Origin of the sequence: Pantoea sp. Lu_F5_004 (genome assembly GCF_051136245.1) — a bacterium.
GTDB lineage: Bacteria > Pseudomonadota > Gammaproteobacteria > Enterobacterales > Enterobacteriaceae > Pantoea > Pantoea agglomerans.
Genome location: NZ_CP194947.1, coordinates 335,463 through 357,454, shown reverse-complemented (window position 1 = coordinate 357,454; position 21,992 = coordinate 335,463). Strand labels below are relative to the sequence as shown.

The window sequence follows — 21,992 nt, the reverse complement described above, 5'->3', positions numbered from 1 at the left end:
TATGGCATATTCAAAAGCGGATCAACTGACGCAGGTTATTCTAAACGTATTCCGGCTTAATGGCGCCCTGACAGAGTGGGGTGACAGATTTGTCCTGCCTGACGGGCTTACCAGCACACGCTGGCGAATGCTGGGTGCAGTTGCACTGGCACAACGGCCAGTTACCGCGCCTCAGATTGCATTGACTATGGGTGTTACACGGCAGGGTGCGCAGAAGCAGCTCAATACACTGGTTGAGTCCGGACTGATGGAAACGCAGCCCAATCCAATGCACAAGCGATCGCCGCTTTATGCGCTGACCGAATCAGGTCAGTCAATATATGACAGCGTTAATGCACGATGGCAGCATCAGGCAACCGAAATGGCGGGACAGTTCAGCGCAGCCGAACTGGAAACGGCGGAGCATGTTCTGAAAAGTCTCATTGAGACTCACGAAAAGTCTCTGGCGGAGCAGTGCCTATGAAACGCAGGATTCATGCTACCGCTTCCATGTTGTCAGCGTTGTTTCTGGCAACGTTCTGGACCTCGACAATCATCACCGAACTTTTTCTGTCGGCTATAGCAGTCGCCGAAGTGAAGCAGTTAATTGCTTATGCCCTTCTTGCGTTTGTACCGCTGATGGGGCTGACAGCGGCTACCGGCTTTTCGATGGGTGCCAGGGTCAATCATCCGCTGATTAAGCGGAAACGCCGCCGCACGCCTGTCATCGGCATAAACGGTCTGTTCGTACTGGTGCCATCAGCCCTTTTCCTGTGGATTCGTGCCAGGGCAGGTCAGTTTGACGGCGCTTTTTACAGCGTTCAGGTGCTTGAGCTGATTGCAGGGGCGCTGAACCTGACGCTGATCGGGTTAAATATTCGTGACGGCCTTCAGCTGAGCCGCCTCAATCGCGCCCGTAAACCGGGCATCAATGAGCAATAATGTTGCCTCGTAAGGATTAACTATGCGTGCTGCTGTTGTGACCCGTTTTGATGCACCACCGTCATATGGCTACTTTTCTGAACCGGTTGCCGGTGAAGGTGAGGTTGTGATTCGTGTGCTGGCCGCACCCCTGAGTCCTATTGTGAAAAGCCTCGCGGCAGGCAGGCACTACTCGGGTACCGCAGAGGCGAACTTTATCCCGGGAATTGATGGCGTGGGCATTGATCCGGACGGTAAACAGGTTTACTTCCTTTTTCCCAAATCGCCATTCGGTTCTATGGCCGATAAGGTTCTGGTATCGACACGATCAGTCGTTCCGGTTGCGGAAAGTGTGGGCGATGCACGGGCTGCTGCGGTCGTAACCGCAGGGCTTTCATCCTGGGTTGCCCTGACGCTGAGAGCCGGTTTTCAGCGTGGTGAATCGGTACTGATTAATGGTGCCACCGGCTCAGCGGGCGGGCTGGCCGTTCAGATAGCCGCGTGGCTTGGCGCAGGCCGGATCATTGCAACGGGGCGTGACCGGCAAAAGCTGGACAAGCTGCCGGCAGGTGTGGAAAAAATCGTGCTGGATGAATTTGCAGATGAAGCACTGAAGCAGGTTTTCTCCGGTGGGGTCGATGTGGTTCTGGATTACCTCTGGGGGGAGCCAGCAAGCAGAATAATCTCGCAGGCCACGGCAAATCGCGGTTCGCGACTGGGAGAGCCGCGGCTGCGATATATTCAGCTGGGTTCCGCGGCAGGAGAATCAATCGCCCTTTCTGCGGCTTCGCTTCGGAGTTCCGGCCTTGAGATACTGGGTAGCGGCATAGGCAGTCTTTCGGTTCAGGCGCTGGTTAATGGGGCTGGCGAGCTGCTGAATGCACTTCCTCAGGGGGGATTCAATACGCCGGTGCGGACCTGCGCGCTTTCTGACGTGGGCAGAATGTGGAATGAGGATACCGGCGACGACCGGCTGATTCTTATCCCGTAAGCGCTCAGAACAGAGTTAGCGCTTTTGTTTACTGACTGATCATGCCGCTTCTTCTGTGCCCTGAGACAGAGTGGCAGAAAGCAGATAAGTTATACCAGATTCAGATGGCAGCCTGCTGGCTGCCGCTTACCTGTTCTGTAGGGTTGGCGAGATAATCAGGTCATTAAGAATTTAAGGCATTCAAGGATATCAGTCAGTTTTATCAAAATAATACTCTGAGCACGGCTTCAAGTCGTGCCACCTGGATTTTCACCCGAATGTATCTCGCGTGACTTCTGCCGCTTTCTGGTAGAGGTCGCCCTGTTTAATCTGAGGGCTGGTCATGAAAAAATAACACCGGTTTGGCAGATAGTTATCGGCCTTTTACTGGGGGCATGGTGAGATGATATTTCAATACGTATCCTGAATATCAGCATTGGGTCCGTCACGAAATTCTCAAGCCGCTCGGTTATTACGTCTTATTTACATACTAAAGATGAATGATTTTATCACATTATAATGCTTACGTTGATCCTGGATGCTTTTTCTATTTACATGGTATCATGCAAGAGTTGGATTTTAATTAAATAGAGGGCATTAATTTTATGAATATATATAAGAACCGCACCTTTACTTCCGATTTTTTTACTGGGATGGAATTTGAAAATGTCAGTTTTTTCGATTGTGATTTTTCCGGGCTAAACCTCAGAGATACCCATTTTGTAAATTGTATTTTTTTCTTTTCAGAAGGTGACTCGGGCTGCAACTTTACAGGTGCTATACTTAAAAACGCCAGCTTTTTGAAGTGTGATTTGACGATGTGTATATTTATTAGCGCTGACTTATTCGGTATTGAAATTCGGGAATTTTGCGTAATAGGCACTGATTTTCGGAATGCTAAATTTATGAAAGCAATTAGCCATCGCTTCTTCTTTTGTTCAGCATACCTTATTAAGAATAATTTCACTCGGGCTAACTTCACTGGGGTCACACTTGAAAAATGTGAACTTTGGGAAAACTGTTGGAATGGTACTCTTGTTATGGGCGCAAATTTTAGTGGTTCCGACTTGTCAGGCGGGGATTTCACAAATTTTAATTGGCGTTCAGGGGATATTACGAATTGTGATCTACGAGGAGCTATCCTGGGTGATCTTGATGTTCGTCGCACCAATCTCGAAGGTACACAGATGGATATTGAGCAAATTACAGAGTTAATGGTAGCCTTAGGAATAACTATCAGTTAGTTTTCATAATGATAGAATATCCTTTAAATGTTACATTGTTTAAATGTATGTTCTGTAAACAGTGAAATATAACAGGCATGCATATTTTTCAGTATTTAAATGTGGCATTGGCTAGCCATCAAAATTAAATACAGCAGTCAGCTGGATTAGAAGGCATGATTTCAGTGAGCACTGAGATTTCTTCTCTGCGTGTTTTCTGCGTCGCTGCAAGGGACTGTCACCTGTTGGTATCTGTGAACGGTTGTTGTCGCGTTTTTCTTGAACGAGTTTTATACGTGGCCCCTCTGTCTGAGCGCGACGTTTGGGCATGTTTTGCTGCGTTCTCTTTTATCTTCGCGTTCCTGCTCGTCCTGATGAACCTGTGCCAGCCTCAGTAATGCGCACAGCCGCTTTTATATTAAGCGAATTGCCCAGAAGGAGCACAACAGAACCGGTTACCAGGCGCAGAGCCTCTAATTGATCTTCTTGCCTCACACGGTAGCGCTTTCTGATCTCACCTCGCTGGCCGTAACAGATTGCGTTTCACGGCCTGGATAACTACGTCTGTGGTTCGTGCAGTGGGGTTCTGTGACCGGGAAAACCATTAACGTCTCTGCCGCCTCGCTTCGCAGCTCAGGCCTTGAAATTTTGGGTAGCGGCATAGGCAGTCTTTCCGTTCATGAGCTGATAGCCGCGGCAGGTCAGTTGCTGCCCGCGAGCCTGGAAGGGGGATTCGATACATCGGTAAGAACTTGCGCACTTTCAAATGTCAGCCAGATTGGAATGAGGAGACGGGGGAGGAGAGGCTGATTCTTATCCCGTAGGCGCTAAGTTCAGAAGAAATGCTTAATCTGCTGACTGGCTGAGCTTGCCGTTGTAACGGTGATCCCCATACCCGATAAGGATGGCAGCCGGGAGGCTGCCATCTGTGTCTTACCAGTTCTGCCGGGTGGGCGAAATAATCAGGTCATTAACCGTCACATTTTTAGGCTGATTAAGCGCATACACCACAGCACTGGCCACATCCTGCGGGCTGATAGCAATTTTAGTCAGTTCCTGAGCGATCTTGCGGCCTTCAGGATCGCTGACCTTATCGGCCCAGCCGGTATTTATGACGCCAGGACTGATGGTGTTCACGCGAATGCCCTTATTCACACCCAGATCCTTGCGCATCGATTCCGTCATCGCATGAACAAAAAATTTAGTGGCGCTGTAAACGCCCGCGCCTGCATCAACCTGATGGCCCGCCACGGAGGCCATATTAAGTATCTGGCCATCTTTTCTCTCCAGCATTCCCGGAAGGACAGCGGCAATCGCGTTCAGATATCCCTTAATGTTGACGTCGACCATTTTATTCCAGTCATCCCAGACTACGTCGCTCCAGCTTGAGAAAAGCATCAGGCCGGCGTTGTTGATAAGGATCTCAACCGGACCGAAAGCTTCCGTGGCGTATTTCACCAGTGCCTGAGTATCTTCCGGCCGTGTTACGTCGGTTACCAGGCCAGCTGCATGACCGCCCTCTGATTTAATGCTCTCTATTACCCTGTCGAGGCCGTCCTGGTCCAGTGCGGCCGCAACGATATTCACGCCGTGACGCGCCAGCTCCAGTGCCGTTGCAGCGCCAATGCCCGATGACGCGCCGGTAATGACAGCCGTTTTGTTCTGCAGGTGATTCATTTTCTTATCCTTCTTTATCAGGTACAGGCGGCGGAAGTCGTTCCGCCGGTTTTTACTATCAGTATTTTCCTTCCGGCCAGTCGGTATAGCCCTTAGCCCCGCCGCCGTAATACGCTTCTTTCGGCGCAATGGTCAGTTCGGCACCGTAACGCAGGCGCTTCACCAGGTCCGGGTTGGAAATGAACAGGCGGCCGAAGGCAACGGCATCAATAATTCCCGCGTTCCGGCGGCTGATGGCCATCTCAAGGTCGTAATTATTGTTGCCGATAAACGGACCGGTGAACTGCGCGCTCAGCGCATCCATATCCACATCGGCAGGCACGTCCCGCGAGGTGGCCGTCGCGCCTTCGACAAAGTGCAGGTAGGCCAGATTAAAGCGGTTAAGCTGCTGGATGAGGTAGCCATACATCGCCATCACGTTGCTGTCCGGTGGGGTATTCCCGGCGTCAGGCGTGACCGGTGACAGGCGGATACCGACTCTGTCACTACCCCAGATGTTAACGATGGCCTCTGTCACTTCCAGCGTCAGGCGGGCCCGGTTTTCGATGGAGCCGCCGTAGCTGTCGGTACGGTGATTGGTGGAGTCCCGCAGGAACTGATCGAGCAGGTAGCTGTTGGCAGAGTGCACCTCTACGCCGTCAAATCCAGCCCGCAGGGCGTTCTCTGCTGCGAGTCTGTACTGTTCGATAATGCCGGGGATTTCTTCAGTTTCGAGCGCGCGCGGGGTGGATACCGGCACAAAACCGTTCACGGTGTAGGTCTGGCCTTCGGCTTTAATAGCGGATGGCGCAACCGGACTTGCACCGTCAGGCTGCAGCTCTGTGCTTGAAAAGCGGCCAACGTGCCACAGCTGGCAGACGATTTTTCCGCCCTGAGCGTGGACCGCGTCCGTTACTTTTTTCCAGCCGGCGACCTGCTCTTCATTCCAGATGCCCGGCGTGGCGGCATAACCGCGGCCCTGAGCCGAGATGTTCGTGGCTTCTGAAATAATCAGGCCGGCACCAGCGCGCTGCGCATAGTAGGTCGCATGCAGTTCATCAGGTACGCCATCCTCACCGTAACGGCTGCGGGTAACGGGTGCCATCACAATGCGGTTAGTCAGCTCAAGGCTGCCCATCGCGACGGGGGAAAATAAATCGGTACGGATACTGTTGTCAGTCATGTAAACCTCTTAATAGTTGACCGGTCGTCTAGTTAATGAGTAAAAAAACACGGCTACCCAAGCAGCCGTGTTGGTGCCTTCATTGCGTTGCCGAAGGCGTTGTCCGGGTCGTGGATTTTTGCCATCAGGGAGGCGCCCAGCCAGAGCTGATAAAGTTCTTCAGCCAGCTCACCGGCGTTGCTCACCGCAGCCAGCGAACCGTCTTCCTGACCCAGCCGGATACAGCCCGCGATTTTTTGTACGATTTCCTGGGTGCCGGTCGCCAGCACCTGTCGCATGCTGTCGTACTGATCGCAGACTTCCGCGCCGAGCTTGACCACCAGGCATTTGCTTTCCGGCAGGTCTGCGCCCTGGGTCGTCTTCCAGAAGGCGAAGTAGCGCAGCAGCCTCTCTCTCGCCGTTCCGGCACCGCTCAGCTGGTTGTCTGCCTCCTGCAGATAGTGGCTGAAGTAGTGCGCCAGCAGCGCTTCTGCGAACTCTTCCTTGGATTTGAAGTAGTAGTAAAACGAGCCTTTGGGAATACCGGCAGCCTGGACTATCTCGGAAAGCCCGACGGCACTGTAGCCCTTGTGGGTAATAATCGCCCGTGCCACATCAATGATGTGCTGACGCGTATCTGTCGTTTGTTTTTTCATAGTGCGACTACTCTATTTAAAAACTGACCGGTCGTCTAGTAATGCCTGTCACATTTTGTGCGATCTGTTGCTGAGTGGCTGCAGCAGCCTGACGGCATGCTGGCCGATCATTTTCAGGCTCTGAGGCGTGGCGCCGTCTTTCGCCTCGATCGACATCCCCTCCAGCAGGGTGTTCAGAACGGTAGCCAGCGCGGCGGTATTGGTTTCCACGGGCAGCTGCTTTTCCTTCACCGCTCTGGATAATCGTTTTTCAAACAGGTCTTTTCCCTCCTGCCTGAGAAGGCTGACCGCCCTGACCACATCAGCCGACTCAGCGGAGACGTTGATCGCTGCAAGTACCACCATGCAGCCACAGGGTACTGAGGGGGAAAGCAGGATATCGGCTGCTTCGCTGAAGAATCGGTCAATGGCCTTCACGATGTCCTGTGCCTCTTCAAGCCGCGCCCAGGTTGCCTGCCAGTAAACCTGCTCATAGTAATTCACGGCTTCCAGAAACAGGCTGGCCTTGTTGCCGAAGGCCGAATAGAGGCTGGGCGGGTTAATCTCCATCGCAGCGCAAAGCTCAGCAACCGATGCCGGCTCAAAGCCTTTGCGCCAGAAAAGGTCCAGCGCCTTCAGCAGCGCCTTATCACGGTCAAAGCTTCGCGGCCGGCCTTTAGGCTTTTCCAAGGCTTCAGGACGTTCATGGTTTTTCATACGGGTCTCAATCATTTGCTTGACACATTACATAGCGATCACTATACAATAAATAACATTAAATAGTGATCACTACAGAATAAAGGTGGCACCGTGGCAGACTTTATCTCAACACTGAGCCTTTACCTTCAGAATACCGGCGGGATCGGCATCGGGTTTTTTTATGCGGTTTTTGTCGCAGGTTCGCTGCTTTTCTTCCCGGCTTCTCTGCTGACTGCACTGTCGGGATGGTTATTTGGCGTAACGGGTGGAACGCTGATAGCCCTGCTGGCTGGATTGACGTCGTCACTGATCGCTTTCGGACTGGCCAGAAGCCGGCTCTTTCCGCTGGCCTCGCGAGCGGCTGCCCGTAGCCACTACCTGAACCGGGCACTTACCCTGTCGCAGCACAACGGAATCGTTCTGGTGCTGCTGCTTCGCCTGAGTTCAGTCGTGCCGTTTGCGCCGCTGAACTATGGCCTGGGCGCGAGCGGTATGTCGTTAAAAAAATACCTGGCCGCAACGGTGCCGGGCCTGATACCGGGCACATTTATTTATGCCGGCGCAGGTGCTTCAGTGTCAGACGTGAGGACGCTGACGCGGGGGGATTTCTCCCCCATGGAATTTATGCAGGACACCATGATGTTACCCGGCCTGGCTGCCGCCGCAGTGGGCCTGGTGCTCCTCTATCTGCTTCAGCGAAGCATCAGAAAAAAGATGGGGATCTGAAAGGATGCCCGGTTTATTTAAAAGGAGAAAAAGTGATGAGTGACGCGACTTACTTGCAGGACTACAACGCTATTGTGAACGTACTGAACCAGTACAACGAGGGGGGTAAGCAGGCGAAGAGTGAGCTGATGAAACCCGCTTTCAGTGAACAGGCCACTATTTTTGGCGTTGACGGCGACGGCAATCTCAGCGGAGGTCCGATTCAGGGACTGTTTGACACCATCGACACCGCCTTCCGTCCTTCACCCGAAGCGAAGGCCGCCATTGTACGTGTAGATATTGTCGGAACGGCCGCCAGTGCCCGCATCGATACCGATGACATTTCGGGCTTTCGTTTTACCGACTTTTTCAACCTTCTGAAGGTAAACGGCCGCTGGATCGTGGTCAGCAAGATTTACCACACCCACGTTGCTCCCTGACAGCCGTCCGGTTAACTGACCACGACAGCCTGCAATCCTGCGCGCTGCGTAAAAAAGGAAACGAAAATGAGTAAAAATATCAAAGCGGTACCCACGGCGGATTACCAGGCCGTTACGGAAACGGCAGGCCGATATGTTGAAGGACTGCGTACCGGCAATGCGGAAACGGTGTCCGAAGCTTTTCATAAAGATGCGGTGATGTACGGCTTTACCAACGGCAGCCTGCTGGGGGGGCCGGTTGAAAATCTGTACGCCTTCGTACGTGAAAATGGCAGTGCGCCGGATATCGTGACCCGGCTGGATGTGCTGGCCATCACGCCGACCACCGCTGTCGTGCGGGTTGATATGGAAAATGACGCCATTGGCGCAAATTACAACGACTATCTGACCCTGATTAAGATAGACGGGCGCTGGCAGGTGATCGCTAAAGTCTATCACCAGTTTGAAGGCTGAAGTAACGGACGCCTGAGACACAGTAAGGAGCGAATTATGAGCCAGGTTTTCATTATTGGTGGCGCAGGTCAGGTTGGTCGGCGCCTGAGCCAGATACTGACAGACAGAGGATTTGCTGTGCGTGCCCTGTTCCGTAAACCGGTGCAGGAGACGTTATTACGACAATCGGGTGCGGAGCCTGTCAGGGGCAGCCTGACTGAGCTTAATGCGGCAGCGCTGGCGGCTCATCTGAAAGGGAGTGACATAGTCGTGTTTACCGCCGGAGCCGGCGGTAAAGGCGGTCCGGAAATGACGAATGCAGTAGACGGTGAGGGGCTTAAAACGGCCGTAGATGCTGCTCTGCAGGCCGGGGTATCCCGCTTTCTTCTTGTTTCCGCGTTTCCGGAAGCTTCCAGAGGACAGCCTGTTTCTGACACGTTCGAAAACTACATGCGGGTCAAAAAAATGGCCGACGTCGCGCTGGCGCAAAGCGATCTGGACTGGGTGATTTTACGGCCCGGTACGTTGCGTGATGATCCCGGCACCGGCCTGGTCCGTGCAGGACTTGCCATTCCCTACGGTGATGTCTCGCGTGATGACGTGGCGGCCACGCTGGCAGAAATTATTGAGCACCCCGGTGTCAGTCGCGTCATTATTGAGCTGACTGCAGGAGAAGATCCTGTACGCGAAGCTGTACAGAAGATGGCGGGCCATTAACGTGGCTAATCCTTCCACGCAGACGACCGGGATCCGGCTGCTGCTGCTCGGTGCAACCGGCCTGGTTGGCAGCCATGTTCTAAGGCAGGCGCTGGTCAGCCCCGCCATTAACGCGATTATTGCGCCCACGCGAAAGCCACTGTCGCTGCAGTCCGCCAGCGGCACAGCAAAGCTTATCAATCCGCTAATCAGTCAGGATGCCAGCGCATCCGGGCAGGAGTGGGTCGCAGACGCGGTGATCTGTGCACTCGGCACGACGCTCAAAAAAGCCGGAAGCCGGGATGCCTTCAGGCTGGTTGACTATGACTATCCGCTGGCATTTGCCCGCCTGGCGCGGGACCGGGGCGCGACTGCTTTTGCCCTGACCTCGGCTGCCGGCGCAAATCCGGATTCGCGGTTTTTCTATCACCGCGTTAAAGGTGAGCTTGAGCATGCGCTGATGCAGGAGGGATTCCGCTCGCTGACTTTCGTCAGGCCCGGCGTGATAGGCGGGGCGAGAAAGGAAGCGCGACCGGGCGAAATGGCGCTGAAGATCACTCTCACGGCGTTCGCACCGCTTCTGCCGCGGCGCTGGCATCTCAACCCCGCAGCGGAAATCGCCGCCCGTCTTATGCAGGCGATCCTGCAGCCACAGGCTGGCATCAGCATCATACCCGCAGCCGAAATGACCAACATTATTTAACAGGAAACCCTTATGCCCGTTGTTAAATTCAACGCTACTCTAAATGCTGACGCAGACCGCGTCTGGCAGACCCTCCGTCAGTTTGGCCGCATCAGTGAATGGCATCCGTCGATCCTCAGCAGTGAAATTGAGGATAATCAGCCGGAGGGGCTGCCGGGCTGCCGGCGCAGGCTGGTGCTTGAAAACGGTGAAATTCTTCGCGAGCAGCTGCTGATGGCTGATGAAGACCGTCAGTCTTTTTCCTATCGCTTTATTGAATCGCCGCTGCCGGTCAATAACTATGTCGCAACCGTCAGCCTCATTCCCCTGACCGGGCAGAACGTAACGGTTATTGCCTGGCAGGCCAGTTTTGAGGTCCGTGCCCATGATAATGCGCAGGAGTTGGCGGCCGTGGTCAGTAATCTGATCGAGTCCGGACACCACAGCCTGGCCGGCTTCCTTGAAAACCGTTAAAATCTCAGCGGAGCAGCAGGTATGAATCAGTTTATGAAAGCGGTAGACCTTGCAAAAGCTTACAGGCTTATCAATCACGGTCCGGCGACGCTGGTCTCTGCCCGGCACGACGGCACTGAAAACGTTATGGCGGCATCGTGGGTATGCGGTCTGGAATTTGAGCCCGCAAGGCTTACCGTGGTGCTGGACAAGGGAGCCTTCACCCGCAGGCTGATTGAGCAGAGCCGATCCTTTGTGATCCAGGTACCGCTGGCGTCTCAGGCGTCGCTGGTTTATCACCTCGGTTCGCACTCTCTGTTCAGTGAGAAAGATAAGCTCACCCGATCGGGCGTATCCCTGTTCAGCCTGCCCGGTACTGACGTCCCCCTGGTATCAGGGTGTGCCGCCTGGCTTTACTGTGAACTCATCCCCGAAGAGCATAATCAGCAGACCTACGATTTGTTTATCGGGGAGATAAAATCCGCGTGGGCAGACAGCCGTTTCTTCCGGGACGGGCACTGGCAGTTTGAGCATCTGCCGGCAGACCAGCGCAGCCTGCATTATATTGCCGGCGGCCATTTCTACACTACCGGTGACGCCATTGAGATCGCGGATGCGCCAGCGGAAACGCCCGGAGCATCGGAGAAATAATCAACAGGTGGGTAACTGAAGTCAGGCCGGCAGCTGGCGGCGGCTGCGCCCCGCCAGCATGATGATCAGTTCTGAAATGCGCCTGACATCATCTTCCAGATGTTCGAGCGGGCGATGGATCAGTCCGACATCCCGATAAAACACCTTCTCACCCAGACTAATCGCCCTGACAGAGGATGGCCAGCGCTGCCAGGCAGCGATGCGGGGCAGCAGGGCGACACCCACGCCGTTGCTCACCAGCTTAAGAATAGCCTCCAGCTCGTCCACCTCACAGATTTCAGTGACGGCAAATTTCATTTCTCTCAGAAAACGGTCTACCAGGCGTCCGCCGAATGACGAACGGTCGTATCGGATAAAAGGCTGTCCGGTCAGCAGACCGGCTATATCGTCACCGGTCACGGTTTTAGGCACAATAAGATGAAACGGCTCGTGTGCCAGGGCGCTCCACTGCAGGGCCTGCGGTAACGGGAAAGGGGGTTTCAGTACGGCGGCCATATCAATCTCACCGGCATCGACGAGATTGATTAAATCCATTGATAAACCCGGAACAACCCGGATACGGCAGCCGGAACTCTGCTTACTGAACAGCGTCAGCGCATCCGGAAGCAGGGTACGCTGTACGGAGGCAATTGCGCCAATCGTGACGGTTTTACCCGGCACCTTCCGGGGCAGTCTCTCCCCCAGCCCGTCATAGAGGGTCATCAGCTCCTGCGCCTGAACAACAAGCTGAAGCCCGTTCTGGTTCAGGCGTGCATTTCTCCCCGAACGGTCGAACAGCGGGTAGTTCAGGTCTGCCTCAAGTCGCTGCATCTGGGCACTGACCGCGGCCTGAGTCAGGCCGATTTTATTGCCTGCCGCCGCAAAGGTCCCTTCCCTGGCAACTATCAGAAACGTTTTCAGTTCACGAATCAAAGCTCACCCACACTCAAATATAATTTGTAATATATAAAGATATATATTGATTTTAATCAAATAAATTTATTTATAATCTCCTTTGTGACGGTAATGTTAATGTCACACCAGACACTTATCTGGTTCAGCACGCGGCATTGCTCAACTTAAATCAGACGTTAAGCTGCCCGACAGCAGCGTCTCCCCTGTGAGGATGCATCAAATGAGCCTTTCTCCTTTCCACCTGGCAATTCCTGTTTATGACCTTAAAGCCACGCGCCATTTTTACGGTGAGGTGTTCGGACTAAGTGAAGGCCGCTCCAGCGAACAATGGGTGGATTTTGATTTCTATGGTCATCAGCTGGTGATCCATGAACACCCCAAAACCGCATCTCAGGAAAGCGTCCATTCAAATCCCGTTGACGGCCACGACGTACCAGTGCCGCACTTCGGTATCGTATTGCAGTGGGATCAATGGGAGGACCTGGCTGAACGCCTCAGGTCGTTTGGCACTCAGTTTGTGATTGAGCCTTACATCCGTTTTAAAGGCCAGGTCGGTGAACAGGCCACCATGTTCCTCTTTGATCCCTGCGGTAATGCGCTTGAATTCAAGGCGTTCAAAGATATCAGCCAGCTCTTCGCTAAATAGACCCCAGACGCGGCTTCAGGTCGCGCCTCACTGTTTTTCACCCGACTGTATCACGCGTGCCTGCTGCTGCTTTCTGGCAGAGGCTACGCTGTTTAATCTGAGGGCTGGACATGAAAAAAATAACACTGGTTTGGCAGATAGTTATCGGACTTGCACTGGGAATAGTCGTGGGGTGGTATTTCAATACGCATCCGGAATATCAGCAGTGGGTCAGTCACGAAATCCTTAAGCCGCTCGGCGATATTTTTATCAAAATGATGAAGATGGTCGTGGTACCGATCGTATTCTGTTGCATGATTCTGGGTATAACCGGCAGCGGAGACAATAAATCCTTCGGCAGAATGGGTGTCAAATCTCTGGGCTATTTTTTACCGTCACGGGGATTGCCATCATTTTTGGACTGGTCCTGGCCAACCTGATCGCGCCGGGAGAAGGCACCAGCATACAGGGAATGGCGCACGGTGCCGGGCACATGAAAATGGAGCCGGCACGCGGCGCACTGGTTATCCTGCAGAACATCGTGCCGGATAACCTGTTTGTTGCGCTCTCTGAGGGCAAGCTGCTGTCGGTCCTGTTCTTTGCAGTCCTGTTTGGCATTGCGCTTAACGGACTCCCGCGCGAAAAGACAGCTCCGATTCTGGGCGTTCTGCAAAGCGTATCGGACGGTATGTTCCGCGTGGTTTCCATTGTCATGGCGTACGCGCCGGTTGGCGTGTTCGGTATGATTGGTGCCACCGTCTCAACATTCGGTTTCGCCTCGCTTCTGCCCCTTCTAAAGCTTGTCGGTACCGTTTATCTCGGCCTGATATTGTTCGCCCTGATTGTGCTGGGGGGGATCTGCGCTCTGATTGGTGAAAACGTATTCAGACTGATAAAACATTTCCGCCAGGAACTGGTACTGGCCTTTTCAAGCGCAGCGTCGGCTGCCGTTATGCCTCAGCTGATGTATAAGCTGGAGCGGTATGGGGTACCGGGCCGTATCGTCAGTTTTGTTGTACCGGTAGGCTATGCGTTTAACCTGGATGGCGCATCGATCTTTCTTGGCGTTGCAACCATATTTGTCGCGCAGCTCTACGGCATTGATCTGACACTGATGCAGCAAGTTATTCTGGTCGTCACCATGGTGCTGACCTCAAAGGGTGCCGCCGGCGTTCCGGGTTTTGCCATTCTCATCCTTTCAGCTACGCTGGCTTCAGCAGGGCTTCCGCTGGATGCCGTCGCACTGATAGCCGGCATATTCCGCATTATCGATAGCGGCACCACAACCCTGAACGTACTGGGTAACATTGTTGCTCCGCTGGTCATTAATCGATGGGAAAGGCAAACCGAATCGGTCGCTGATGTTAATGCTCAAATAAATGAGCCCTGAAACTATCATCGGCAGAGACGACGAACAATGCGAAGTATGTCTGTTAATGCCGCTTTAGCGGCATGGAGGCGTCGGATGACGCTGAGGGTCACACCAATGCTGAACGGCGCCGTGTTCCCGACGTAGCCGGTTACAGACGCATAAATCCTGCCATACCCTTAACTGAACAGCCTAAAGAAGCGTATTCAGAAGTCATTTTTACGCAGGCAATGCATATGGAATACATCATCCTGCGTCGGAAAATTTTTATTTATATGAATGCGTTACTTACGGCACATGCCACCATTTCTGCCATGTGCGCTGCGCGTGCCGTCAGGAATTGTGCTGCTGCGTCCAAACTCCCTCATACAGTGTGCCGGTAACGGAAAGTTTTTCAAAAGGCGGTTTCTGCTGTCTTCGCTAAAAATATGTGTGCCTTACTCAAAATTTTGGCCTCTTACTTTCAGCGCCGTAATGCCCCTTGTCGGTTCCTGATACTGGCGTCCGCTTCTGGCACAGGGCTGCTGTTGCAGCCCTCACAAATTAAACTTCAATAGACTCAGATATCTCCAGGGCATCATCCACTTCAATACCGAGATAACAAACTGTACTTTCGAGTTTTTTGTGACCTAACAGTAGCTGGATCACTCGAAGATTCTTCGTTTTTTTATAGATCAGATATGGCTTGGTTCTTCGCATAGAATGCGTACTGTACAGAGTCTCGTCGAGACCTAGCTTATCAATCCATCCATGAAAAATACGGTTATATTGCCTGGCTGAGATATGTCGTGAAGAACCGACGCGGGACTGGAACAGATAGTCGCTACTACGTAGATGAGCCATATTAATCCACGCGGCTACAGCCTCTCTGGTTCCCTTAGTCAGTTCAAACTGAACGGGGCTTCCCGTTTTTTGCTGCAGCACTGTCGCTCTGCCCGAAACAGAGTGCCCATAGGCCACATCAGAAAATTTTAGCTTAACCAGATCACAGCCCCGAAGTTTACTGTCCAGAGCCATGTTAAACAGAGCTAAATCGCGTACTTTTCCTTCCAGCTCAAGTCTGATACGGATTCCCCAGATATGAGAGATCTGAAGAGGCCGTTTCTGGCCAATAAGACGGCCCTTGTTCCATGGGAATGTTGTCATGCTCAATCTCCATTGGGTTAGGAGATGTGATTATGGTCGTCCAATATGAGCGAGCAGCGGAGATGATGTGCAGCAGCGATTTCGCTCAAAGTTCAATCATTCTGTAAAGGATATGATTAAAATTTATCTTTGTCATACATAGAATAAGACTAATGAATATACATATAAGACCAGCTCAATTGTCTGACGTTGAAGGTATTTTCACTGTCAGAACATCAGTCGCCGAAAATCATCTGAGCCGTGAAGAGATGCGGGAGATGGGCATCACCGAAACTACCGTGAGCAATATGATCAAAGAGAGTCGTTGCGCATGGGTTGCAACAGATGATGATGAAGTGGTGGGTTTTTCGATGATTTTAAGGGAGAAAGGCTCGCTTTATGGTCTTTTTGTCCTTCCTGCCTATGAAGGCAGAGGCATCGGTCGCAGACTTACAAAGATTGCGGAACAAGAGTTGTTCAAACATCACGAAGTTGCCTGGCTGGAAACAGATAAAAACAGCCGTGCGGCCAAATTCTACATGCAACTCGGCTGGGGTAATAAGACAACATTAGATGACGCTTTTATTCGATTAGAGAAGCATCGTGGTAGTTGACCTTCTACAGCTCTTATAGAGCTCCGCTTTTGGCAGGCAGCAGCCAGTGGACCGGCATGTCTGTTATGAGAGCGAAGCGGACGTGGTATTCCTGGTATCATTGAAATTTTCGAGCATTCCACTCTTCGCGGGTGATTTCCCAAAGCTCAGAATCCAGAAGGCCGCTGACATACTCCTTCTTAACAGTTTTGATAAGCCGCATTCCGCTAGTGACCGAAATACGTTGAGAGCGGCTGTTAAGGGCTGCTTTAGGTGCGCGTAACACCGGCTTATTCAACACATTGAACCAGTAATCTGTAGCCGCAATACTAGCCTCACGCATATAGCCCTGACCCTGATATTCCGGTGCGAGCCAGAATCCACGATTGTTATCTTCTTCATCGTAAAGACAGATCAAGCCCATGACTTTATCTGGTATCTCACGATTTCTGATAGTCCAGAACCATGCAATTCCTCTCGCCATGTCAGGCAGAGCAACGTTATTGACGTAATTCTCTGCACCATTCTCTGGATAAGGCCAGGGGACCGATGCCACCATATAGCGGACTATTTCCCAGCGGGGATAAAGCGTCTGGATCTGCTTAGCATCTTCGGCGACTAATGGTTTCAAAAGCAACCGATCTGTTGTAAGTGTGGGAGTTGGCATGGGCAATTATCCTTGGTGGTTGATGAATTCCCGATCAGATTTTGTTTACCTTACGAAAAATATGCACATACCGTCATCTGTTGCATCATGCAAAGATGGTATTACGGCTTCAGCGTCCGCTACTGGCACAGAGCGGACACGGCATCAACATTCTGCAGATTTCCTCTGCCTTCCTGGCAAGCCAAATCAGTGCGATAGCTTAACCAGTACAGCTGCCAGGCTCTGCCGAACTGTCGGAAGCCAGTTTACGCAGGAGTTCACCATGAAGATAATAATTCACAATACCATTATTTATTGTGCCCCCTAAAGACTGATAAAAACGGTTTGCTCCGGCGTTTGATTTCTCGGCATTCCAGCTGAGGCTACGACACTCATGTTCAAGAGCAAGTTTCGCCATAAAGCGCATTATGGATTTCCCTGTACCTTTTCCTCTCTCATTCTTGGAGACATAAAGCTCTTTGATATGCAGCTGGCCACTGTACCGGGGAGAAGGGTAGAGAATATTGCAACACGCCAGCCCAACGATATGAGCGTCGCAGCGAGCCCTGAGCACCAGAGTACCGGAGAGCTGACTGAACAGTCGATTGCGGAGGTAATTCTTCAACAGTGGTTCCTGAATGATGCCCTTACCATAATAGTGTTCTTCCATTTCGGTAAAAATTTTCACCATGGATTCCCATTCATCTGGCGGACACAGTTCTACCCTTACTTCCATGTTTACTCCTTTTAGCTAACAAAACGCCACAGCTGAGGTAGGGTTTAGTATCATTGCAGCCATTAACAATTCAGCCCGGTTCTTGGATTAAATCTGCCGACACACCAGAAGCGTCGTTTCAATCGTGTCTTATAGCGTACAACTTGGTCAATCCTGCGCTTTTCAGATGTTAACACGCTCAATTAAGCAATTCAGATATGTACGCTATGAGCGAGAAGCGGACATTTTGGATATAACTCATAGACATTATGAGCAGCACAGCTTTGATAATCATTTAGAAATTGTGACTAAAAGCTGGCGGTTAGTGAGTTTTTCCTAATGATAAATATCATCATCGGGCTTTAACGATAGCCATGACGAAACCATCCCATCCTTTTTCACCAACAGTCTGTACTGCTGTCGCTTCAAGGCGCTCATCCTCAGAAATCATTTCGACAAATTTTCGCAGACCTTTAACGTTCGGATCTTCACTACTGGAGTCGATTACACTGCCACCGCGCATAGTGTTATCTCCTACGATAACAGTGCCTTGTTTCGACAGTTTGATAGCCCATTCAAGATAGTGGGGGTTATTCACTTTATCGGCATCGATAAAAATCAGGTCAAAGGGAGCATCAAGTGTGGGTAAGACATCAAGTGCCGCTCCTCTATGCAATGTGACACGCTCAGCCAGCCCCGCTTTGTTTATATTCTGGCGAGCAACCTCTGCATGGTGCTCGTTGAATTCAATTGTCGTTACGCTTCCATGTGGTGGGAGAGCCCGGGCCATCCATAAGGTGCTATACCCCCCAAGCGTGCCTATTTCAAGAACACGGACGGCACGCGACATTTGAATGAAAATCGCCAGCATTTTTCCCTGTAAAGCAGAGACATCATGTGTGGGCAATCCCTGTTCTGTGTTATTGGCGAGAGCGTATTTTAAATCTACATCTTCAGGAGCGAGCTTTTCAGAAAACCAGGCATCTACCTGGGCCCACTTATCAGAATCTTGTGAAGGATAATCTGGAATTCGCATATGAAATTTATTCTCCTTAAAAACTCTATGGAAGTTTAATCGTCATTTGTTACATCTGTCGCCTATACCGATCCTGTTTGAAGATTAAAATCAGCAACGTCCGCTCCTGGCACATAGCTGACCTAACCTCGGGAGACATCCGCTATGAGCGATAACCGGCCAGAGCTGTTTAAGAAACCAGTACTACCGCCATGGGGTCATTATTTCTGTTAGCTCAGGCTTGCTCCCCCATAGTTAGCATACAGAGAGGTTCCTGATTCATTGAAGGCTCAAAACTCAGTAATGTCAGCAATACGTCCAAGAAAAGGCGTAATGTTTAACAGTGCCTCTGATTCTTTTTCTGTCAACGCCTTTACGATCGCCTGTTCCAGCCAGTCATCTCTTCTTTTCCTGCTCAGCGCCAGCTCTTTTTCTCCGCTTTCTGTTAACCGTACTCTGACTTTTCTGCGGTCGGACAGATCAGACCGTCTTTCTACCAGCCCTTCATTTTCAAGCTGTTTAAGAAGGGCAGCCAGATTTGAGCTGTAAATGTCTTCAGCCCTGGCAAGTTCGGAAGGCGTGACATCATTTCCCATTCTGTCTATCGCACTGATTACGAGCATTCGCGACCAGGTCTGAGGATCATTCTGCGAAATTTGCCTTAACCGCTTTGTCAGCCTTGTCAGCTCAAAACGGAATTCACTTATTTGATCCGGATTAGGCATGTTAATACCTCAAGGTGATTGCTATAGTTTCATAGGTAACAGATTACACGATTGTTTCTGTTCTTCTATCCTGTGACCGGAGAATTTTTATGTCAGACTTTATCTGTGAAAGACTTTTACTGACTAACGATGATGGTATTGATGCCCCCGGCCTCAGCACGCTGGCACGGGTTGCCAGAACTCTGGCCAAAGAAGTCTGGGTAGTAGCACCCTCAGGAGACCGAAGCGGTACTTCTCAGTCACTGTCGCTGCATCATCCGGTCAGGTTCTGGCAGAAGGGGGACAGACAGTACAGCATTGAGGGTACGCCAGCGGACTGCGTTGTGCTGGCCATCCGGCACCTTATGTTGTCGACTCCACCTGACTTTATTCTGTCTGGAATAAACAGAGGAGCTAATCTCGGCAATGAGACAGTGTTTTCCGGGACAGTAGGTGCAGCCATGACAGGTATCCTTCTCGGCTTTCGCTCAGTTGCTCTGAGTCAGCATTTTACCAGCGCTGAGAATGTGAGATGGGACACTGCCGAAAAAGCTTCAGAACGTGTACTCAGGCAGGTACTGGCAAAGCCCTGGAAAACTCAGACCTGCTTAAATATCAATTTTCCGGATACCGCACCTGATGAAATCAAAGGAATTATGACTACAACTCAGGGGCGCGGTAACTTAACGGGTACTGGCGTAACTATTCGTCAGGACCCCCGATCTGTACCCTATGCCTGGCTGACGCTGGAAAGGTCGGCGCAGACTGAACCGCCTGACACCGAGAATGCCGCGGTCCGGTCTGGTCACATTTCTGTTACCCCGCTTCACTTTGACAGAACCGATCATGATTTCTCCTGAACATGCACCCGGTCAGCATCGTTAGGCGGGGTTGCGCTTTAAAAGGCTGCGGCCAGTCAGAGGCCAGGTGTTAATCGCACAGCCCTTCCAGCGTCATCTCTGGTCAGAATGGAGCCGGTGGTGCTGAGTATTTTCAACAGGCTGGGTGTGACAAGACTGGTGCGGCTTAGGGTATTACCGGCATCCACGACGCTATACAAATGCATGCTCAGCTACGGACAGGCTGGCAGGAGTGATAGAAGAAGCTGACATCCTATAATTCCCGGTAAAGAAACCTGGTAAAAAAGGGGGCTCAGATATGAATATACCTGCCATTTATGGCAGGTATATTTTATTCAACGCACAGTATTACGGAATCGATAGCAAACCACAGGTAAGGTCAGGGCTGTTACAGGAGCCTGGCCTTTCAGCAGAGCGTATCCAGCATATTTTTAAGCTGCTGGCAGCCCGCGTCACTGAGCGGTCTGACAGGCAGGCGCGGATCGCCAGCGTCAAGACCCTTGAGGCGCAGACCTGCTTTGATTGTGGCCGGCAGGCCACCTTTAAGAATAAAATCAAGCAGCGGCAACTGTTTATAAAAAATGTCGCGTGCTTTATTCAGGTCGTTACTTTTCACAGCATGATACAAATCCAGATTCAGCTGCGGGATGAGGTTGGGAGCGGCAGTACACCATCCTGCGGCGCCAGCTGCCAGTGCTTCAAGCGCCAGAGGATTACAGCCGTTATAGAAAGGTATCTGTCCTTCACTGAGCTGATAAAGTTTATGCATACGCTGAATATCGCCCGTACTCTCTTTTACCATCGTGACGTTTTCTACTTCATCCACAATACGCAAAATGAGCTCAGGGGACATATCAATGCCACTCGTTGCCGGGTTGTTATAAAGCATGACAGGGATACTGATGCTGCTGCCAATAGTCTGATAATGACCGAGGATCTCATCCGCGCTCAGCTTCCAGTAAGAGGCAGGTAAAACCATCACGACGTCTGCGCCTTTCGCTTCTGCATAACGTGCGCGCTGTACAGACTTAGCCGTAGTGAGATCGGAAACGCTGACGATAGTGGGAACGCGTCCGGCAACTATTTCGATGCTGAACTCACTGACTTCTTCCCATTCAGCGTCGCTGAGATATGCGCCTTCACCGGTGCTTCCCAGCGGAGCGATGGCATGAACGCCGCTGTCAATCATGCGATCGATTGAGGCACCGAGCGCCTCCAGATCCGGTTTTTCCCCATTACTGGTAAAGGGAGTAATGGTGTAACCAATAATGCCGTGAATGAGTGGTGTTGTCATAAATGAACCCTGTATTCAAAATCAGTTTAAACAGTCAGCGTGGTGGCGCAGGATCTGACGGGTAAAATAGTTAAATGCTGCAGAGTAACGCTTCGGTCTTGAAATCCAGTCGTGGGCTTCCCGTCCAAGCTCCGGAATAATGGGCTTGATTTCGCCGCTGCTCATTGCAAGAAGCTGGAGTTTTGCCGCACGTTCAATGAGCTCCGCAATAAAGCAGGCTTCTTCAACCGTTGCACCGGTTGAAAGCTGGCCGTGATGCGAAAGTAATACCGCGCGCTTGCTTCCCAGCGCACCTGCGATGAGGTCTCCCTCTTCATTCCCGACAGGTACGCCCGGCCAGCCTTCAAGAAAAGCACAGTCGTCATACAGCGGGCAGAGGTCCATGTGCGATATCTGCAGGGGCACCTCCAGCATAGAAAGTGCAGAAACATGTGTCGGATGCGTATGAATGATACAGTTCACATCAGGACGTGCACGGTACACCCAGCTGTGAAAGCGGTTAGCAGGATTAGGCATACCGCGGCCTTCGAGAACCTCAAGATCCTCGTTAACCAGCAGCAGGTTGCCTGCGGTAATTTCATCAAATCCCAGACCAAGCTGCTGGGTGTAATAAGTCCCTGACTCCGGACCGCGGGCAGTAATCTGCCCTGCAATACCGGAATCATGACCGTGTTCAAATAAAATCCGGCACGTCAGCGCAAGCTTCTGCCGCAGTGACCAGGCGTTATCGGCCAGATTTTCCTGCATCTGACGAATTGCGTCCCTGATCAGCTGTTCTTTTGGTGTTTCCAGTGTCTGAGCCATCTGATACCTCCGCGTGTAACGCGTTAAAGACAAAAATTCTCTTT

General features: G+C 51.6%; 26 protein-coding genes and 2 pseudogenes. 15 read left to right on the top strand and 13 right to left on the bottom strand.

What is annotated here, in order from left to right; all coding sequences use genetic code 11:
• Position 1: 1 nt before the first annotated feature.
• From ACR8BN_RS20650 to ACR8BN_RS20635, 4 genes are all read left to right on the top strand, one after another.
• On the top strand, positions 2 to 463 hold the full coding sequence (locus ACR8BN_RS20650) for a MarR family winged helix-turn-helix transcriptional regulator (RefSeq protein ID WP_275103116.1): 462 nt from the start codon (positions 2 to 4) through the stop codon (positions 461 to 463).
• The gene (locus tag ACR8BN_RS20645) at positions 460 to 921 is read left to right on the top strand and encodes a hypothetical protein (RefSeq protein WP_198425093.1); all 462 of its coding nucleotides are present in this window, start codon (positions 460 to 462) and stop codon (positions 919 to 921) included. Before ACR8BN_RS20650 ends, ACR8BN_RS20645 begins: the two co-directional genes overlap by 4 nt.
• 22 nt (positions 922 to 943) lie before the next feature.
• The gene (locus tag ACR8BN_RS20640; protein ID WP_434747632.1) at positions 944 to 1,891 is read left to right on the top strand and encodes a quinone oxidoreductase family protein; all 948 of its coding nucleotides are present in this window, start codon (positions 944 to 946) and stop codon (positions 1,889 to 1,891) included.
• 584 nt (positions 1,892 to 2,475) lie between these two features.
• Positions 2,476 to 3,114, top strand: a complete 639-nt coding sequence (locus ACR8BN_RS20635; protein WP_434747631.1) for a pentapeptide repeat-containing protein — start codon at positions 2,476 to 2,478, stop codon at positions 3,112 to 3,114.
• A gap of 381 nt (positions 3,115 to 3,495) precedes the next feature.
• On the opposite strand, the pseudogene ACR8BN_RS20630 reads toward ACR8BN_RS20635, so the two are convergent.
• From ACR8BN_RS20630 to ACR8BN_RS20610, 5 genes and pseudogenes are all read right to left on the bottom strand, one after another.
• Positions 3,496 to 3,633: pseudogene (locus ACR8BN_RS20630) on the bottom strand (Tn3 family transposase); the annotation flags it as partial.
• A gap of 393 nt (positions 3,634 to 4,026) precedes the next feature.
• Positions 4,027 to 4,770 carry an SDR family oxidoreductase gene (locus tag ACR8BN_RS20625; RefSeq protein ID WP_434747630.1) on the bottom strand — a complete coding sequence of 248 codons (744 nt, stop codon included), beginning with the start codon at positions 4,768 to 4,770 and terminating at the stop codon, positions 4,027 to 4,029.
• Positions 4,771 to 4,828: 58 nt separating this feature from the next.
• Positions 4,829 to 5,932, bottom strand: a complete 1,104-nt coding sequence (locus tag ACR8BN_RS20620) for an alkene reductase (protein ID WP_143789585.1) — start codon at positions 5,930 to 5,932, stop codon at positions 4,829 to 4,831.
• A 53-nt stretch (positions 5,933 to 5,985) separates the two neighbouring features.
• Entirely contained in the window at positions 5,986 to 6,567 is a 582-nt protein-coding gene (locus tag ACR8BN_RS20615) for a TetR/AcrR family transcriptional regulator (RefSeq protein WP_434747629.1), read from the bottom strand.
• A 48-nt stretch (positions 6,568 to 6,615) separates the two neighbouring features.
• Complete coding sequence (locus tag ACR8BN_RS20610; protein ID WP_434747628.1) at positions 6,616 to 7,263, bottom strand: TetR/AcrR family transcriptional regulator; 648 nt, start codon at positions 7,261 to 7,263, stop codon at positions 6,616 to 6,618.
• 93 nt (positions 7,264 to 7,356) lie between these two features.
• Here ACR8BN_RS20610 and ACR8BN_RS20605 point away from each other — a divergent pair, with 93 nt between their 5' ends.
• The 7 genes from ACR8BN_RS20605 (at position 7,357) to ACR8BN_RS20575 (ending at position 11,304) form a co-directional block, all read left to right on the top strand.
• Positions 7,357 to 7,971, top strand: a complete 615-nt coding sequence (locus ACR8BN_RS20605; protein WP_434747627.1) for a TVP38/TMEM64 family protein — start codon at positions 7,357 to 7,359, stop codon at positions 7,969 to 7,971.
• Between the two features lie 35 nt (positions 7,972 to 8,006).
• Positions 8,007 to 8,390 (top strand): nuclear transport factor 2 family protein, encoded by a 384-nt coding sequence (locus ACR8BN_RS20600; protein WP_143789578.1) that lies wholly within the window; start codon positions 8,007 to 8,009, stop codon positions 8,388 to 8,390.
• 66 nt (positions 8,391 to 8,456) lie between these two features.
• On the top strand, positions 8,457 to 8,843 hold the full coding sequence (locus ACR8BN_RS20595; RefSeq protein ID WP_143789575.1) for a nuclear transport factor 2 family protein: 387 nt from the start codon (positions 8,457 to 8,459) through the stop codon (positions 8,841 to 8,843).
• 36 nt (positions 8,844 to 8,879) lie between these two features.
• Positions 8,880 to 9,539, top strand: coding sequence for an SDR family oxidoreductase (locus tag ACR8BN_RS20590; protein WP_143990884.1), 660 nt, complete (start codon positions 8,880 to 8,882; stop codon positions 9,537 to 9,539).
• Between the two features lies 1 nt (position 9,540).
• A complete protein-coding gene (locus ACR8BN_RS20585) occupies positions 9,541 to 10,221 on the top strand; it encodes an NAD-dependent dehydratase (RefSeq protein WP_425025361.1) in 681 nt (226 codons plus the stop codon).
• Between the two features lie 12 nt (positions 10,222 to 10,233).
• Complete coding sequence (locus ACR8BN_RS20580; protein ID WP_434747626.1) at positions 10,234 to 10,674, top strand: SRPBCC family protein; 441 nt, start codon at positions 10,234 to 10,236, stop codon at positions 10,672 to 10,674.
• Between the two features lie 21 nt (positions 10,675 to 10,695).
• The gene (locus tag ACR8BN_RS20575) at positions 10,696 to 11,304 is read left to right on the top strand and encodes a flavin reductase family protein (protein ID WP_307746741.1); all 609 of its coding nucleotides are present in this window, start codon (positions 10,696 to 10,698) and stop codon (positions 11,302 to 11,304) included.
• 21 nt (positions 11,305 to 11,325) lie between these two features.
• Here ACR8BN_RS20575 and ACR8BN_RS20570 read toward each other — a convergent pair whose 3' ends face one another.
• Complete coding sequence (locus ACR8BN_RS20570; RefSeq protein ID WP_143990880.1) at positions 11,326 to 12,216, bottom strand: LysR substrate-binding domain-containing protein; 891 nt, start codon at positions 12,214 to 12,216, stop codon at positions 11,326 to 11,328.
• Positions 12,217 to 12,418: 202 nt separating this feature from the next.
• On the opposite strand from ACR8BN_RS20570, the gene ACR8BN_RS20565 reads away from it, so the two are divergent.
• The gene (locus tag ACR8BN_RS20565) at positions 12,419 to 12,844 is read left to right on the top strand and encodes a VOC family protein (RefSeq protein WP_143789558.1); all 426 of its coding nucleotides are present in this window, start codon (positions 12,419 to 12,421) and stop codon (positions 12,842 to 12,844) included.
• Positions 12,845 to 12,954: 110 nt separating this feature from the next.
• Positions 12,955 to 14,213, top strand: a pseudogene (locus ACR8BN_RS20560) (cation:dicarboxylate symporter family transporter).
• Between the two features lie 522 nt (positions 14,214 to 14,735).
• On the opposite strand, the gene ACR8BN_RS20555 reads toward ACR8BN_RS20560, so the two are convergent.
• Positions 14,736 to 15,338, bottom strand: coding sequence for a site-specific integrase (locus ACR8BN_RS20555; protein ID WP_434747625.1), 603 nt, complete (start codon positions 15,336 to 15,338; stop codon positions 14,736 to 14,738).
• Positions 15,339 to 15,490: 152 nt separating this feature from the next.
• Between ACR8BN_RS20555 and ACR8BN_RS20550 the strand changes: the two genes are divergently transcribed.
• Positions 15,491 to 15,931 carry a GNAT family N-acetyltransferase gene (locus tag ACR8BN_RS20550; protein ID WP_143789552.1) on the top strand — a complete coding sequence of 147 codons (441 nt, stop codon included), beginning with the start codon at positions 15,491 to 15,493 and terminating at the stop codon, positions 15,929 to 15,931.
• Positions 15,932 to 16,028: 97 nt separating this feature from the next.
• Here the strand turns inward: ACR8BN_RS20550 and ACR8BN_RS20545 are convergent, their stop codons facing one another.
• The 4 genes from ACR8BN_RS20545 to ACR8BN_RS20530 all read right to left on the bottom strand — a co-directional run bounded on the left by ACR8BN_RS20545 (position 16,029) and on the right by ACR8BN_RS20530 (position 19,011).
• Entirely contained in the window at positions 16,029 to 16,577 is a 549-nt protein-coding gene (locus ACR8BN_RS20545) for a GNAT family N-acetyltransferase (protein WP_434747624.1), read from the bottom strand.
• 199 nt (positions 16,578 to 16,776) lie between these two features.
• Positions 16,777 to 17,292 (bottom strand): GNAT family N-acetyltransferase, encoded by a 516-nt coding sequence (locus tag ACR8BN_RS20540; protein ID WP_434747623.1) that lies wholly within the window; start codon positions 17,290 to 17,292, stop codon positions 16,777 to 16,779.
• Positions 17,293 to 17,623: 331 nt separating this feature from the next.
• Positions 17,624 to 18,307 (bottom strand): O-methyltransferase, encoded by a 684-nt coding sequence (locus tag ACR8BN_RS20535; protein ID WP_434747622.1) that lies wholly within the window; start codon positions 18,305 to 18,307, stop codon positions 17,624 to 17,626.
• Positions 18,308 to 18,576: 269 nt separating this feature from the next.
• Positions 18,577 to 19,011 carry a MarR family winged helix-turn-helix transcriptional regulator gene (locus ACR8BN_RS20530; protein WP_434747621.1) on the bottom strand — a complete coding sequence of 145 codons (435 nt, stop codon included), beginning with the start codon at positions 19,009 to 19,011 and terminating at the stop codon, positions 18,577 to 18,579.
• 89 nt (positions 19,012 to 19,100) lie between these two features.
• On the opposite strand from ACR8BN_RS20530, the gene surE reads away from it, so the two are divergent.
• Positions 19,101 to 19,850, top strand: a complete 750-nt coding sequence (surE, locus tag ACR8BN_RS20525) for a 5'/3'-nucleotidase SurE (protein WP_434747620.1) — start codon at positions 19,101 to 19,103, stop codon at positions 19,848 to 19,850.
• 406 nt (positions 19,851 to 20,256) lie between these two features.
• On the opposite strand, the gene ACR8BN_RS20520 is transcribed toward surE, so the two are convergent.
• Together ACR8BN_RS20520 and ACR8BN_RS20515 are read right to left on the bottom strand one after the other, a co-directional pair.
• Positions 20,257 to 21,144, bottom strand: a complete 888-nt coding sequence (locus ACR8BN_RS20520; RefSeq protein ID WP_434747619.1) for a dihydrodipicolinate synthase family protein — start codon at positions 21,142 to 21,144, stop codon at positions 20,257 to 20,259.
• Between the two features lie 21 nt (positions 21,145 to 21,165).
• Complete coding sequence (locus ACR8BN_RS20515) at positions 21,166 to 21,948, bottom strand: aldolase (protein ID WP_434747618.1); 783 nt, start codon at positions 21,946 to 21,948, stop codon at positions 21,166 to 21,168.
• Between the last annotated feature and the right edge of the window lie 44 nt (positions 21,949 to 21,992).

What these genes read in the sequence shown, in the direction of transcription:
- ACR8BN_RS20555 (WP_434747625.1), bottom strand. Translation starts at nt 15,338, where the DNA reads ATGACAACATTCCCATGGAACAAGGGCCGTCTTATTGGCCAGAAACGG.
- ACR8BN_RS20615 (WP_434747629.1), bottom strand. Translation starts at nt 6,567, where the DNA reads ATGAAAAAACAAACGACAGATACGCGTCAGCACATCATTGATGTGGCA.
- ACR8BN_RS20625 (WP_434747630.1), bottom strand. Translation starts at nt 4,770, where the DNA reads ATGAATCACCTGCAGAACAAAACGGCTGTCATTACCGGCGCGTCATCG.
- ACR8BN_RS20600 (WP_143789578.1), top strand. Translation starts at nt 8,007, where the DNA reads ATGAGTGACGCGACTTACTTGCAGGACTACAACGCTATTGTGAACGTA.
- ACR8BN_RS20540 (WP_434747623.1), bottom strand. Translation starts at nt 17,292, where the DNA reads ATGGAAGTAAGGGTAGAACTGTGTCCGCCAGATGAATGGGAATCCATG.
- ACR8BN_RS20580 (WP_434747626.1), top strand. Translation starts at nt 10,234, where the DNA reads ATGCCCGTTGTTAAATTCAACGCTACTCTAAATGCTGACGCAGACCGC.
- ACR8BN_RS20550 (WP_143789552.1), top strand. Translation starts at nt 15,491, where the DNA reads ATGAATATACATATAAGACCAGCTCAATTGTCTGACGTTGAAGGTATT.
- ACR8BN_RS20520 (WP_434747619.1), bottom strand. Translation starts at nt 21,144, where the DNA reads ATGACAACACCACTCATTCACGGCATTATTGGTTACACCATTACTCCC.
- ACR8BN_RS20620 (WP_143789585.1), bottom strand. Translation starts at nt 5,932, where the DNA reads ATGACTGACAACAGTATCCGTACCGATTTATTTTCCCCCGTCGCGATG.
- ACR8BN_RS20545 (WP_434747624.1), bottom strand. Translation starts at nt 16,577, where the DNA reads ATGCCAACTCCCACACTTACAACAGATCGGTTGCTTTTGAAACCATTA.
- ACR8BN_RS20650 (WP_275103116.1), top strand. Translation starts at nt 2, where the DNA reads ATGGCATATTCAAAAGCGGATCAACTGACGCAGGTTATTCTAAACGTA.
- ACR8BN_RS20535 (WP_434747622.1), bottom strand. Translation starts at nt 18,307, where the DNA reads ATGCGAATTCCAGATTATCCTTCACAAGATTCTGATAAGTGGGCCCAG.
- ACR8BN_RS20575 (WP_307746741.1), top strand. Translation starts at nt 10,696, where the DNA reads ATGAATCAGTTTATGAAAGCGGTAGACCTTGCAAAAGCTTACAGGCTT.
- ACR8BN_RS20530 (WP_434747621.1), bottom strand. Translation starts at nt 19,011, where the DNA reads ATGCCTAATCCGGATCAAATAAGTGAATTCCGTTTTGAGCTGACAAGG.
- ACR8BN_RS20610 (WP_434747628.1), bottom strand. Translation starts at nt 7,263, where the DNA reads ATGAAAAACCATGAACGTCCTGAAGCCTTGGAAAAGCCTAAAGGCCGG.
- ACR8BN_RS20595 (WP_143789575.1), top strand. Translation starts at nt 8,457, where the DNA reads ATGAGTAAAAATATCAAAGCGGTACCCACGGCGGATTACCAGGCCGTT.
- ACR8BN_RS20645 (WP_198425093.1), top strand. Translation starts at nt 460, where the DNA reads ATGAAACGCAGGATTCATGCTACCGCTTCCATGTTGTCAGCGTTGTTT.
- ACR8BN_RS20640 (WP_434747632.1), top strand. Translation starts at nt 944, where the DNA reads ATGCGTGCTGCTGTTGTGACCCGTTTTGATGCACCACCGTCATATGGC.
- ACR8BN_RS20565 (WP_143789558.1), top strand. Translation starts at nt 12,419, where the DNA reads ATGAGCCTTTCTCCTTTCCACCTGGCAATTCCTGTTTATGACCTTAAA.
- ACR8BN_RS20515 (WP_434747618.1), bottom strand. Translation starts at nt 21,948, where the DNA reads ATGGCTCAGACACTGGAAACACCAAAAGAACAGCTGATCAGGGACGCA.
- surE (WP_434747620.1), top strand. Translation starts at nt 19,101, where the DNA reads ATGTCAGACTTTATCTGTGAAAGACTTTTACTGACTAACGATGATGGT.
- ACR8BN_RS20590 (WP_143990884.1), top strand. Translation starts at nt 8,880, where the DNA reads ATGAGCCAGGTTTTCATTATTGGTGGCGCAGGTCAGGTTGGTCGGCGC.
- ACR8BN_RS20635 (WP_434747631.1), top strand. Translation starts at nt 2,476, where the DNA reads ATGAATATATATAAGAACCGCACCTTTACTTCCGATTTTTTTACTGGG.